Origin of the sequence: Treponema sp. B152 (genome assembly GCF_024181665.1) — a bacterium.
Taxonomy (GTDB): domain Bacteria; phylum Spirochaetota; class Spirochaetia; order Treponematales; family Treponemataceae; genus Treponema_B; species Treponema_B denticola.
In genome coordinates, this window is the sequence record NZ_CP058668.1 from 1,819,040 (window position 1) to 1,833,641 (window position 14,602).

The 14,602-nt window shown below is 36.6% G+C and carries 9 protein-coding genes; 4 read left to right on the forward strand and 5 right to left on the reverse strand.

Features of this window, described 5'->3' with window-relative positions:
* Positions 1-94 precede the first annotated feature (94 nt).
* The 3 genes from HYB91_RS08410 to HYB91_RS08420 all read left to right on the forward strand — a co-directional run bounded on the left by HYB91_RS08410 (position 95) and on the right by HYB91_RS08420 (position 4,675).
* A complete protein-coding gene (locus HYB91_RS08410) occupies positions 95-1,888 on the forward strand; it encodes an ABC transporter ATP-binding protein (protein ID WP_002677335.1) in 1,794 nt (597 codons plus the stop codon).
* Positions 1,878-3,617 (forward strand): ABC transporter ATP-binding protein, encoded by a 1,740-nt coding sequence (locus HYB91_RS08415; RefSeq protein WP_002677333.1) that lies wholly within the window; start codon positions 1,878-1,880, stop codon positions 3,615-3,617. Before HYB91_RS08410 ends, HYB91_RS08415 begins: the two co-directional genes overlap by 11 nt.
* Positions 3,618-3,733: 116 nt before the next feature.
* Entirely contained in the window at positions 3,734-4,675 is a 942-nt protein-coding gene (locus HYB91_RS08420) for a helix-turn-helix domain-containing protein (RefSeq protein ID WP_002672003.1), read from the forward strand.
* A 77-nt stretch (positions 4,676-4,752) separates the two neighbouring features.
* Here HYB91_RS08420 and HYB91_RS08425 read toward each other — a convergent pair whose 3' ends face one another.
* The 5 genes from HYB91_RS08425 to HYB91_RS08445 form a co-directional block, all read right to left on the reverse strand.
* Complete coding sequence (locus HYB91_RS08425; RefSeq protein WP_002677332.1) at positions 4,753-6,423, reverse strand: ATP-binding protein; 1,671 nt, start codon at positions 6,421-6,423, stop codon at positions 4,753-4,755.
* Positions 6,410-7,624, reverse strand: a complete 1,215-nt coding sequence (locus HYB91_RS08430) for an SIR2 family protein (RefSeq protein WP_002677329.1) — start codon at positions 7,622-7,624, stop codon at positions 6,410-6,412. Before HYB91_RS08430 ends, HYB91_RS08425 begins: the two co-directional genes overlap by 14 nt.
* Before the next feature lie 14 nt (positions 7,625-7,638).
* Positions 7,639-9,117, reverse strand: coding sequence for a restriction endonuclease subunit S (locus HYB91_RS08435; RefSeq protein WP_002677328.1), 1,479 nt, complete (start codon positions 9,115-9,117; stop codon positions 7,639-7,641).
* Positions 9,111-11,126, reverse strand: coding sequence for a type I restriction-modification system subunit M (locus tag HYB91_RS08440; RefSeq protein ID WP_002677327.1), 2,016 nt, complete (start codon positions 11,124-11,126; stop codon positions 9,111-9,113). Before HYB91_RS08440 ends, HYB91_RS08435 begins: the two co-directional genes overlap by 7 nt.
* Before the next feature lie 151 nt (positions 11,127-11,277).
* Positions 11,278-13,020 carry an ABC transporter ATP-binding protein gene (locus tag HYB91_RS08445; protein WP_002677326.1) on the reverse strand — a complete coding sequence of 581 codons (1,743 nt, stop codon included), beginning with the start codon at positions 13,018-13,020 and terminating at the stop codon, positions 11,278-11,280.
* 660 nt (positions 13,021-13,680) lie between these two features.
* Here HYB91_RS08445 and HYB91_RS08450 point away from each other — a divergent pair.
* Positions 13,681-14,388, forward strand: coding sequence for a DNA-binding domain-containing protein (locus HYB91_RS08450; protein WP_002677325.1), 708 nt, complete (start codon positions 13,681-13,683; stop codon positions 14,386-14,388).
* The last annotated feature ends 214 nt before the right edge of the window (positions 14,389-14,602 follow it).

Here is a 14,602-nt window from a genome sequence, read left to right on the forward strand (position 1 = left end):
AAAAAATATCTAAACTATTGACAATATTGGTTCCGATATATTATACTCTTTTGTAAGATTAAGCTTACAATATTTTAGAGACATCGGAGTAGTTATGTTTAAGATACAAAAGGAAGCCGAAGAGATTTTTAAATCTATCAGGCTTAAAAGAATGTTCGGAGGTTTCTTTTTACTTTCGGATGAGTTTTTGACGGTCGTGCCGGGATACTACATAGGTCTTGCCGTAGATGAATTAAAAAATGCTACTATGACACAAAGTGCCCTTATTGCGTATGTGGTAAAAATAATTTTTTTCACCTGTATGGGATATTTTTTTTCTTCCATGTTTATGTTTTTTATTCACAATTCGGGAAACAGGGCGGCTTATCTTTTTAGAAAAAAAATAATTTCGTCGGTTTTAAAAAAGACTCCGCCGTTTTTTAAAAAATATACTTCAGGCGATATTTTGGCTCGCACCTCAAATGATGTCACAGCCGTAGAAAATTATTTTGCTAACGGTTTTATAATGCTGATGGATTCCTTTGCCTATCCTGGAGCTGCAATTTTTATGATGTCGGTTTTAATTTCATGGAAGTTAACCCTTGCAGTTGTCCTCCCAATACCGCTTATAACTATTATTTATTTTTCTTTAGGTAAAGCAATAAAAGATAGAACGGGTAAAACCTATGCGGAATTTTCCAAGGTCAACCAAGGTATTTTGGAGCTCGCTGAAGGAATAAAACTTATACGCTGTTACGTGAATGAGCAAGTCAGGTTAAAAAAACTTTCTTCCATTGTTAAAAATTATTTTTCGGTTCTTTATGCACAAGTTAAACTAACCTCTATTTTGCAGCCATGTACAGCCTTTATTACAAATCTTTGTATCATAATAGCCTTTTGCTACGGCGGTTACCTTGTACACATAGGAGAAATTACTTCAGGGAATCTTGTTTCGTTTTTTGTTTTTGTCGGAATGATTGCATGGAGCGGAATGGCAAGCGGCTTTTACTTACAAATTCAGAAGTCGGCAGATGCAGCGATCGACAGAATAAACGCTCTTATAAGAGATAACAATGAATTTCCGCCCATGGAAAACAAAGAGAAAATTGAAAGAATAGAAAAAATTTCTTTTAAAAATTTCAGCTTTGCATATTCCGATTCCGAAAAGAAAGTTTTACAGGATATTTCCTTTGAAATTTCACAAGGAGAAATTTTAGGAATTACCGGAAAAACCGGTTCGGGTAAAACAAGTTTGATAAAACAATTTTTCAGCCTCTATCCTCAAAATGAAAATATCTTCATAAATAATATTCCCTTAAAAAATTGCGATATTTTTTCTTTTAGAAACAAGACCGCTTATGTAAGTCAGCGTCCTCAACTTTTATCGGGAACCGTTTGTGAAAACTTATGCTTTTATGAAAAAGAAGTTGAAAAAGAAAAAATGCTAAAAGCTTTGGAAGCCGCTGACGTAAAAAGAGACATCGAAAAACTTACAAACGGGATCGATACAAAAATAGGAGAAAAAGGTGTTATGCTTTCAGGAGGGCAAAGGCAACGAATTGCCCTTGCCCGTGCTCTTCTTAAAGAACCGGAAGTTTTGATTTTGGATGATGCCATTTCTGCCGTCGATGCGGACACTGAAGTTAAGATAATCGAAAACCTAAAAAAATCTTCTTCATTTAATATCTGTATTATATCGGCACACCGTCTTTCGGCTGTTCAGCATGCAGACAAAATAATTGTGCTGGATGACGGTAAAATTATTCAGCAAGGAACGCACGAAAAACTTATAAAAGAAGGCGGCTGGTATGCGGAGCAGTTTGAATACCAGCACAGCCATTCTGCGGAACTTATGCAAGCTGAAGATGCAGACCTACAAATTGACGGAGGAAAAAAAGATGAAAGATAAGACCAATAAACTCAAAGTAAATTATAGATTTTTTCTCTCGTACCTAAAATACTGCAAGACTTATGTCTTAGCAGCCTTTGTTGTAGTAGGAATTTTTATTGCATCTTCAGCCTATCTTCCTACAATTACGGCAAGCGTTATAAATGCCGACCTTGTAAATATGCCCGGCTTAAAAAATTTTTTAATTAAACATGCCCTTTTGTTTTTGGGGACTGCCCTTTTATTTTTTTTATCGATGTATGTAAAAACATTGCTTTTTAGAAAAATTGCAAATACCGCCTGTGAACATATTCAAATGGATATGGCCGGTCATCTTTTAAATTTAAAGATGAAACATTTTGATGAAATGACTTCGGGAAATATAATGAGCCGTTTTTCTTCCGATGTAAATGCAGTAGGCGATTTATACTTTTTGGTTTTGGGCGAGGTATTTAGTGTAATTTTATTATGTATAGTTTTATATATCCGTTTGGCACTTATGAGTTCCTATCTTTTTGGGGCTAGTTTTGCCTATCTGCCGGTTGTTTATTTTCTTGCTCGGTATTATTTAAAAAAGAGCGACAAGCCGACACGGGATTATAGAAATTCAATCGGAGAATTAAACGGATTTTTTAACGAAAGCATTAATTCTATTGAAACCGTGCAAGCTTTTTGTGCAGAGGAAAAAATAGAAAAAGAGTTCGATAAATTTAATCTCCCGGCATATACTTCAAAACGAAAAATGGTTTTACTCTCGGGGCTTTTTTCTTGGAATATTATTGCAAGAATTAGAACCTTAATTTACGCCGCCCTTTTGGGAGTGTTCGGATATCTGTATTTTCAGGGAGCTCATTTTCTTGTCGGTACTCTTGTAATCGTTATAAGTTATAATAAGGAAATAACCGATGTCTTTTTAAAATTATTTATGCAGATAAATATTTACAAAAACGCTTTTGTTGCGGCGGGAAGAGTTTCGGAGATAATCAATTTTGAACATGAAAGAACAAACGGCACTCCTCATTCTCCCATGGGAGATATAAAATTTTCAAACACTCAATTTGAATACAAAGAAGGCATTCCAATTTTAAAAGGACTTGATTTTAATGCGGAAGACGGGATGACCATAGCCTTTGTCGGAAAGACCGGCTGCGGAAAATCTACGATTATGAATTTGATTTTAGGTTTTTATGAAAATTCCGGCGGTAAGGTTTTAATTGACGGGCAGGATATACGCTCTCTTGAATTAAAAACCCTGCGTTCCAAAATTGCAGTGGTCTTGCAGGAACCCTATCTTTTTAGCGGAACGATTTTTGACAACATAAATTTAAACGATCCTCTTATAAATAGAGAATCTTGCGAAAAAGCTTTAAAGGCTGTAGGCGGCACAAATCTTATAGAACATTCGAAAAAAGGTTTGGATGCTGAAGTGAACGAAAACGGAAAAAACTTTTCGGAAGGAGAGAGGCAGATTATCTGTTTTGCCCGTGCCATGGTAAGAGATCCTAAAATTCTAATCTTAGATGAGGCTACGGCAAACATTGATACCGAAACCGAAAAACTTATAAATGCAGGTATTGAAGTTTTAAAGAAGGGACGCACCACACTTATAATCGCACACCGTCTTTCTACAGTAAAAAATGCCGATATAATAAATGTAATCGATGACGGCAAATTATTGGAATCGGGAACTCATGAAGAACTTATTGCCCTAAATTCCAAATACGCCGAATGGTACAGACTGCAAAAGTAGGAATAAGTTTTCTGAAAATGTAAGCTATAGCTTAAAATTTATTTTTATTGTATACTAGGGCATTTCTAAAAACTGAAGTTTTTAGAAATGCCCACTAATGATTGGAGTGTTAAATTATGCAAAAAAGTTATTACGCTTTTTTAAACCATACTAATTCTGATATCGTAAAAAAAGATAATCCGTATCCGCATTTTAAAACCTATGCATTTTCTTCCGAAATAGGAAGAGGCTATTCTGCTATTTATGATGTAGGCTCTTATGCACATATTTGTATTGCCGATCATCTTTACTATGAGGATTTTAAATATACGGTACCATCGGATGAAGGTATTTATCTTCAGCAATATGATTCTATTGCTTCCGACAAAAAATATCCTGCAGGAAGGGTATATGCCGGAATGCAATACATTCAACATTACACTAAAGTCAAAGCGGTTCAGTATGTTATAAAAAAGGAAACCCCTGCATGTATTATCGGGCTTCAATTAAACCCCGAATATTACGGTGCATATTTAAAAAACACTTTCGGCATTACGGAAGAAAATTTTTGCACAAAAATTTCTCTTTTGCCGAAAGAAAACTATATCCCTGAAATTTCTTTTATATTGAATCAGATACGGAAATTCTCAGGAACCGAAGTGAGTGCAAAACTTTTTTTTAAAAGCAAAGTTGATGAAATAGCAGCCCTTCTTTTACGAAGAACCGAAAACATACAAAAAGCGGAACACTCCGTTTTTTCAGCCGACCATGCAGCTATTATGCAAACGATTGAGTTCATAAATAAAAACTTACACAAAAGACTTCCGCTTGAAACGCTTGCAAAAATGTCGTATATGAGCCCCTCAAAATTTAAATATGTTTTTAAAGCTGTTACCGGTTTTCCGCTTACCGATTATCTTGTTAATAAAAAGATGGAAAAGGCCTGCTCCCTGCTTTTAAATACTAATATGTATGTTGCAAACATCGCCCAAAATCTTGGCTACCGCAGCACCGGCTATTTTTCCGCCTGCTTTGAAAAGTACACAGGGATGCTTCCGAATGAATATAGAAAGAGGTGAAAGATTAGTTTTCTTCGGTGTAATACGGTTTGTAGAATTTACCTTTTGTGTCCGTACCTTGTTCGATGTTTTGAGTTTTATTTTCTTCTAAGTTTTGGTGTTTCAGAATCAGGTCTGTTTTTAGGCTCATCGATTTTTAGTAGTAAAGGCATAGGAAAATCGACCCCAACAAGTAATGCTTCTCCTTCGCCAAGTATGGGTAAAAATGATAGAACATTTCTATTTGCAGAAGAAGCGGCATTCTCCACCGCTTTTTTATCCAAATCATTAATCAGGCGATGAACAATAAAAGTTCCCATTTGGCTTAATGTTCCAACAGGAATGTCTCTCGGCATTTGTGTAGATAAACAGAGAAATAAGCCGTATTTACGAGCCTCTTTAGCAATCAAATCAAATGCATCAAGTGAGTGTATCTCAAAAAATTCATCTTTCACACCTTTATTTAAAAATTGATGTGCCTCATCTAAAAATAATACAACAGGATTTTTTACGAAGTCTTTACTTCTTGCTTTCTGTAACAGATATGTTGCCAAGGCATTCGAAACAATCTCTTTAGCAGAAAAAGATGATGGAATATCTTCAAAGCTGATCCGTAATATTCCGCCTGTTGATGAAGATAAAAAGTCATCTATAATATTAATTATTGAAGAAATATTTCCTGGTATATTATTAAATCCGAGTAATTTTTTAAAAATATCTGTATTCAGAAGATCTGTTATACGTGCAATAAGAGAAGTCTGATAATCGTATGTTTTAGCATCATAATCACCCCATTTTGTTTGATCCTTATTATAATTTGCTCCTTGATACACACATTCTTCTTTTATTTGCTGGACTAATAAATTAATATCAAAATTGCATAAATTGTTTTCTATATCTTTAATATATGTTTCATAAGCAGCTTTATAAATAGATTTAAGAGTATTAGTTTTTACATATGTACTATTTTCTCCTTGTAAGTGTTTTATTTTTAAAGACCTAATCGCTTCTAATAGAATAGGTCGTTGTGATTGCCCTGTCGGTCTTAATAAATAGAATAAATCAGGAATAGACAGTTCTTGATATGGAAAATAAGAATCCACACCTAAAATATATGAATTATTTGTTAGATTTTTATATTCTCCTGTTGCATCGATCAAAATGACTTTATTATTTGTATATTCAGTTATTCCTTCTATTAGTTTTGCTACTGTCCAGCTCTTTCCTCCACCTGTAGTACCGATAACAGCGCAATGACGTCCGAATAAAGAATCCAAAGAGACATTACAGAGAGCATCATTTGCAGTGAGTTTTCCTATTGGTGCATATACGGCATCTATATTGTTCTCTTTTTTGCCGAATTCCTTAATATATTTTGAAATCTGCTCATCAGAACAGGCATATACTTTTGCTCCTATATGAGGATAATTGGAGACGGTTTTCTGTGTTTTATTTGGTTCAAATAGATTAAATGTTAAAAGCAATTCCGCCTTACCGGATGGATGAAATAATGTTGTATCATCGTATATTGCTTTTTCGTTTATTTCTTTTCGTTCACTATCCGGTAAATTTAATTCAGTAATACGTGCAAGGAAGCCGTATTCTTCTCCTTCAATTACGATAAACTTACCGACATTTCCACCTGTAAAATTTAATCCTTCATGATAGAATGTATGTAATAAATTAGAAGAAGGAAAATGAATCTTTACATATTGAGCTGTAATTTCATTGATATATCCTAGAAAATAGTTATGATTAAACGGTTTCATTTTTATCACCTTCGTATTTTTCGGAATACGTTTCATTTTCTGGATAATTATTAGAAAAATTTTTAAATGAATCAAATATAATTGTCACATTTCTTTTAATTATTTTATGTTCATCGTCCTCAAAAAAATCTTTTAGGCCTTCTCTATCAATTGTTCCATCTTCAGTACCGCTATAATTAATAATCACTAATTGAAAACTGGGGTTTTGATTTACTGCTTCTAAAATTACATTTTGGATATGTTTATCTTTAAAGCCGAAACCAATAACGATTAATAAAATATTTTCTTTCCGTAGCGCTTGTTGGAATCTTGACATCATTTCAAAATAAGGTTGTTCGTAGGAACTCTCATACTTATTTGAAGCCGGATAAATAATTAAAGGCTGCTCTGGGTTTGCAGTTTGTATAATTTTTCCCCCTGTTTTCTCCCAATTCAAGGAACCGTGTAATTTATATAAATGAAAAACTCTTGAAACAAAACTGTCTTCTTGTTTTAATCTTGTTCTTTCCCTATTTACAATATCATAATCAAAATATCGTCCTGAAAATTCTCTTGGTTCGGTAAATGAAAAACCGTCTATAATTACAAAGCCTCCGGTTTGGGCGGCTTGTTCAAATAGGGTGTCATAATTCGTAGTAAATAGCTGAATCCGTGAATCACTTGATTTCCGGGCAGTAATTTTATCTAAAAAAAGTTTATGAGGAGCCCCTTCCTGTAACGTTAATGTACAAGCTTCCGCTATTTTCTTTTCAAGAGCAGTAATTTTATCTGAAAATGCTTCATTTGAGCTATTAAGTTTTTTATATAAGATAATATGAGATAATAAATTTTCAATATCTTTATGCTTATAGAAATCTCTTTCCTTTAAATCCGTTATATCATTTATAAAAGCAGCAATTTCATCTTTGCAATATTCCCAAAGTCCGTCACGTATTTTGCCACGCTTCGTTTCATCAGCTCCATTATCCAAAGAGGTTCCTGCTGCAGATAATATGACAATATTCTGAAAATGTCTTTTAAAAAAATTATTATAAAACTTGAGTTTTTCTTTATTAGCCTGTTCGATTGGAGTGGAGATATTGGTTATCAATTCAAGTCCATCAGTATTATTATCTGTAGAAGAGATAACTTGATCGTCCACATAACAATGTTCATCATCATACGCTATTGTTTTATCTTTTCGAATGACTATTTCTTTCATTTGTTTTCTCCATACTAAAATCTTATGATTTTACCTTCAATAACATCGTCCATCATCTTAATGGCTTCTTGTTCTTTTAAGTAAGCCTGATAACGAAGAGCATTGGCTTGTAATACCATATTGTTTATCTCTTGTTGTTTCAATTCATTTTTTAGTAGTGGTACTTTGATTTTTGACACACTATTGTTATCAATCATATCAATTACTGAACCATAAATTTCTTTTTTAATTAAAACTTGACCATAATCTGAATTTAAAAAACAATATAAGTAACCTGCAATATCATTATTAATAGGGATCACCTTAATAATATTTTGTGAAACAGCCCATCTCTCCCAATGTTTAGGAACAATTTGTACTTTTCCAATAGTACCTCTATCTGAAATAAGTATATAGTTTTCAAAAACTTCTAACTCTTGTTTAATTCTATTATCATGTTTCGTTTTAGATAAATATTTTTCGACTTGAGGATTAAGTTGGGTAATATCTCGTCCTCCTAAAAAAGGAATTCCATTATTTTTATCTACATAAATTCTTTTAAATACTCCTGCTAAAATTATGTTTTTCGAAATATCGTCAATAGTTACTATCTCTTTACTATATTTTGTCATTACTTTTTCTACTAAATGTATGAGTGGTACATGATACGAACAATCCAATCTCAAATCCAAACTGCTCAGCCGAGTAGTGTAATTACGCAGGTCAACGGTTTTATCAAAATAGGTTGGCTTTAGCTCTTCTATCGGCGGTAGTTGTAACTCTTGATAAAGCATTTTTTCTGCATTTTCAATAAGGTCATTTGATTGATCCCGTAAATTAAATGAGGTAATAATTAAGTCATGTATATCCTGTTTTATACTTTCTGGTGCATCGGGAATAATGATATTTTTTAAGTGTTCAGGTTCTATTTCATCAATGACAGCACCAAAGGTATTTGCTTTAATAAGCGTTTTACCAATTGTTGTTTTCAAATAAGAATAAATATATCCGCCAAAAGCAATAGGTTCAATTCTTATTGCATGTTCGCTAACTAATAGTTTTGATAATGTTTTATTAACAAACGTAACATTACCTATAGTACCTGAACGAGAAAGCAGTATACACCCCTCTTTAACAGAAAATTGAGAAGATTCACTTTTTATTAGAAACTTAACTGGTCTAGGATTAATATCTAACATTTCTGAACTTCCTATAAAGCCTTGCGAACCTATTACAGTTCGACTAACATAATTACGTTTTTTACGATTTCCGTAAAACGCTTCTTTCACTAATCCATCGTCTCCCCAAAGATGTACATATCCGTATAGACAATGCTCTACTTTTGATTTTGCTGCTTTAGCATTAAGGTTAAAAGCGCTTGCTTCAAGACGGAGTTTATTATATTGAACTTCAGATAAAGAAACAGAAGTGTATTGTAATGATGTAGGAGAAAGCGGATTTTCAATCGGGGTTTCTTCATAAAACCTGTTTACAGCTAAGTTATCGGCTACCATGTAATGCCTTCCTGCTTTTTCCATTTAGCAAAAACATCGGCAACCAAAACGGTCTGATCATTTACGCCTTTTACCTGCCGTGTTTCTCTGCGGTATACTACATTTCCTTCCGAATCTTTTTCGGCAATAGTTTCTTCTTTCTCTAGCATAATAAGATTACCTTTTTCGTCCCGCTTAAAAATAGTATTGCCGCGCTTGTCGTGTCCGATATGGTCTATCATGGTCATAAATATGCTGTAATCAATTATCTGTCCGTTCTTTTCTTCTTCGTCAATTTCTTTTTGTGTTTTCTTTTGAAGAAAGAGAATCGAACATTGAGTTCCGTTACGCGGCTGAAATGCATCGGCATGCAAGTCTATACTTGCAATAATGCGTGTTTTACAAATCAACCACTGACGGATATACTCCAATCCGGGAGCGCCGAGAATGCTGTCGGGCAGCACGATTGCACAACGCCCTCCCTCTTTGAGCAATTGCAATATGCGTTCGATAAATAATTGCTCGGGCGGTACGCTACTTTGCAAGCGTGCGGTTTTATGCCAGTTACCTTTTTCATCTTTTTGCCAGATATGTCCTAAATCAAATTGCCCCAATATCTGGGTATCCTGTATGGGAATCTTGGAACCGAAGGGCGGATTTGTAACAATCACATCGAAAAGACCGATTGTTTTATGGTTGAGAATAGTTTTAGAATCTACTTCGAGCGCTGTTGCCAGATATTTTTTTGTTTCTTCTGCCCATTCTTGCGGCGGAAGCAAGGTATTGAGTTGTACAATATTACCGCTGCCGTCATTATTCATCACCATATTCATTTTAGTAGCTTTTACAAGGTCAGGATTAATATCAAAGCCGAAGAAGTTTTTTGCAGCTGTTTCTGAAATCTTCTCATTGTAAGCCTTTAGAATATCATGATTCCATTTTGCTTTTTTGCCATACTGTTCTATAAACCGTTTTTGCAGGCGTTCAATTACTTTATTCATTGCTGTAACTACAAACCCGCCCGTACCGCAGCTGCTATCCAAAACTTTTTCGGTATCTTGAGGGTTAATCATGTCAACTGCCATTTTCATTACATTGCGCGGAGTAAAAAACTCTCCGCGGTCACCCCGTAAGTTTGCTCCCACAATTTCTTCATACGCTTTTCCTTTAATATCGATGTTCGTATTGAGTAAGGCATATTTTTGGAGTTCTGCTACAAGAAAAGTAAGTGTACGCGGCGTAAGTTTTATGCTGTCATTCTGATCAAATATCTGAGCATGTTTCTTTTTTACAGCTTCAAATATTTTCTCAATCCGTTTATACACGGTCGCTTGACCATCTTTATAATTCCGCTCTTTTGAAGTTGTATAGAACTCAATGGGATCAAGAACATTGTGTTCGTCATGAATTTTACAAAAAATAACTTTTAAAAATTCAAAAAAAGCTGGTTGTTTTTGGAGTCCTTCATATACATAAATAATATTATGACAAGTACGGAAAGTAAACAAGAGATTATCATCAAAAGCCTTTTTTAATGTATTGCGGTTGGGTCTTTCATTTTCATCAGCGCTTCCATCTGCTGAAGGAATATCATTATATTCATCCCATACAAACGAGCCTTTTTCGTCAATAGTTTTTCTGTAAACGGTTTTATGCAGTCCATTTGTCCACATACCCCACTCACAGTTGCTGCAAGAAGACATATAGCTTTTTAACTGTTCAATACCGTTGTCTTTATCTGTCGGTTTTACAGATTCCTTTTTACACTCAATAATGAGAGAAACATGTTGTTGGTCTTTTTTTTCATCGGCAGTGGTGCCATCAGGAAAAATAACAATATCAGCGCGTTTCCTGCCTGATCCCATTCGTATTGAATATTCAATAGCTATGCGGTTTTTTGCATATTTATGCTCATTTACTAATCGTTTTTCAACTGTTTGACGTACATACTCTTCAGGAGTATCGTTTCGAATTGTTCCGTCTACATAGTCACGTATTTTCCCTTCAGGAATAATTATTATCTTTTCCATAATATGTCAAATCTTATCCTAGAATAAAATGCCCAATTTAGTGCATTATACCCGTTTTATGCAAAAAAACAAAGAGGGTATGATGTGCGATTTTGACAGTAAGACAGAAATACCGGTTTTTATCGATGCATTTACAAACAAAGAACGGCCGTCAGTTTTTAGAATCTTCCCACAATTTTCTATATAAACCTTCTTTTATCAGCTCCTCGTGTGTGCCGCACTGGGCGATGTGCCCGTTTTCGATAACCAAAATTTGGCCGGCGTTGCGGAGGCTTGCCAGCTTGTGGGCAATCATGATGACGGTTTTATCTTTGAGCAGTTCCTGTAAGGCTGCTTGTATTTTGGCTTCGTTTTCGGCATCGACATTGGCGGTAACCTCGTCCAAGAGCACAATCGGGGCGTTTTTAAGAAAGGCACGGGCAATCGAAATGCGCTGTTTTTCTCCACCCGAAAGCCGCAAGCCCGCCTCTCCGATAACCGTGTCGTAGCCCTTTTCACTTTGCATAATAAAATCGGTGCAGCCCGTACGCTCAGCCGCCTGATACACTTCCTCCAAAGAAGCGTCTTCCCGACCGAGTCTGATATTATTCAATATCGTGTCGTTAAACAAAAACACATCCTGAAACACAAAGCTGATATTGTGCAAAAGGTTTTCGTAATTGAGTTCTTTAATATCGGTGCCGCCGATACTGATGCGCCCCTTTTTTATATCCCAAAAACGGGCAAGCAGATTCACAATAGTCGTCTTGCCGCTTCCCGAAAGACCTGCAAGAGCGGTTACCGTTTTTTCGGGAACTGAAAGGCTGATATTGTGCAGCACCTCTTTTTCGGCGTAGGCAAAAGAAACATCTTCAAATTGAATATCGAAGGCGTGCTGTTTTTGAGGATCGAGCAGCAGGTTCCCTGAAAGGTTTTGCATTTCCGGAACCGCTTTGATGGCATTCATACGGTCGATTGACTGCTGAGTCATTTTAGAAAAGATACTGAAAATCCCCATCGCTTCAATACCGCTAAACAAACTGAAAGAGGCGGTCATCAGCAAAAAGATTTGTGCAAAAGAAAGTGTTCCCCGTAAAAAAAGCAGGGCGGAAGAAAAAACTATTCCCGCCGTAACAAGCCGTAAGCAAAACTGAAAAAGAGAGACGACAGGAATATGAGCGAGTTCCGCGCGGACGGAAAAATCCCGTAAATTCTTTACCGCTTCAGCCGTTTTTGAAAACCGCTTTTCCGCCATGTTGTATATTTTAAGCACATGGAGTCCGTTGATAAATTCAACAATATCAGCGGTAACTTTTCCGATAAAGTCCTGCCGGTTTATTTTTAATCTGTCCTGCAATGTAGATAATTTTCTGTACATGTACCATACCGGAATAAACAAAAAAGCGGTGAGCAAAAAGATGCGGTAATCGAAGACAAGCAAGACAGTAAGTCCGATAGCAAAAACAGGAATACCCACAGCGATTTTTTCGATAACGACCATGCCTTCAATTTCCAAAAACGCCGCATCGGAAGTAATGGTCGAAACCAAGTCGCCCGTGTTTTTTTCATTGAGAAAGCCGAGCGATACCTTTCGTAATCGTGTTCCTAAGTTTTTACGCTCGCGGCACATTGCCTTATAACCTGCCCCGCCGCGGAAATAGAGCGTAAAGTAACGCAGTACAATTCTAATAAAAACCGCTGCCGCCATAATGCCGATGTACCGATACATAGTACGGACATCAAGCGTTCCCGAAGCGGCGGGATTAAAAAGCGGTATGTCGTTTACGATTTTAAAGGCGATGATAAAAGGTATCATTATAAAAAAACCGTCGATAAAACTTAATACAACGGAAAAAACAATTTCCTTTTTTTGATTTTGCATAAGAGCCAAAAAAGCCTTCACCGTTTTTAGCATGGATCCTCCTACAGGTTACTCCAATTTTAATTATTCTCCCGCCCGGCGTCCATACAATAAACGAAACATTGTCTACCGGCGATATCTTTTGGCTGAAAACGAAGACGGGGGAACAGCCACGGAAATCAATACGGTTAAATAATAAAACCGCGAAACCCGCAAGGAACGCCAAGGTAAATTAAAGAATATGTCATCAAAACACCATCAAAACTCCTTCAGGCGTGCTTTTTGCACGTCGAGGATTGTTTTTTTGAAGCAACGCAGAAGATGCCCGTATATTTTTAAAAGAAACATTGAAACTTATAAAAAACCGTGCTATACTGTACACTAATGACAGAAAAACACACTGATAACACCAAATACAAACATTCTCACCAAAAGAATGCAAAAAGTATGCATAAGCACTTGACACGCAGCAGTGTGCCTGACACAATTTTTAGCAACAAGCAACAAGCAACAAGCAACAAGCAACAAGCAACAAGCAACAAGCAACAAGCAACATAAAAACCCGCTCCGCTCAAACAAATTCACAATTAAATACAAATTTTCTCACAGCACCCCGCACGCACAAGAGCAAATCCCCATCCTTGTGCGTTTTTTAAATTACACATTCAATAAAACCGCAAGCGGTTAAATTAAAAAATATAAGGAGGCTTATAAATGCTAAAGTATTCACTACGAGAAAACTTACTGACGCCTGCACCCGATGATTACATGGCGCAAGTTACTGATGTGCGCTCGTACACTCTTGACGAGATTATCGACCTGATGATGGAAAAAGGTACCACGCTCACGCGTGCGGATGTGGCGGCAACCTTGCAAGTCTACGGAGAGGTAGTAAGTGCCATTATCAAAGACGGCTCGGCTGTTAACACACCGCTTATGAACACCTCGATGAGTATATCGGGCGTATTTGACGGAGCAAACGACAGCTTCGACAAAAAACGGCACACGGTCAACTTGAACATAACCGCAGGTACGCTCCTTCGCGATGCGGTTACCAAAGTCAAGTGCGAAAAAACCGAAGGAGTAAGCACCGACCCCTACATTACCGAAGTAACCGACATCGTATCGGGCAAGGTAAACGAAGTACTCACTAAAGGCGGGGTCGTACAGCTGGTAGGAAGCCGCCTCAAATTCGATGCCAAAGATACCGCCCAAGGCATTTTCTTTGTGCCGGAAACGGGAAATCCCGTGCGTGCCGCCGTCATCGCCGAAAACAAGCCCGCCCGACTTATGGCAATCATTCCGGCCGACTTGGCGGCCGGCACCTACTACATCGAAGTACGGACAAAGTATGCCAATGCGACAAAACAGCTTAAAACGCTGAAAGTCGGTAGATTTGCCAAACCTCTTACCATTACATAGGGTGCGAAAAACTTATTGCAGAGTAAGCCGGACTTACCGCATAAGGTAATCTCGGCTTACCGCGTAGGGTAAGTCAAACTTACTGCGTAAGGTAAGCAGGGCTTACCGCATAAGGTAACTGTAGAAACAGGTCCTACGGATTGGGACTAATTCAATCCAAAAAACAGAATACCCCGAAGCCTTGAATTCGACGGTTTCTTAGGGCAGAGCCCTA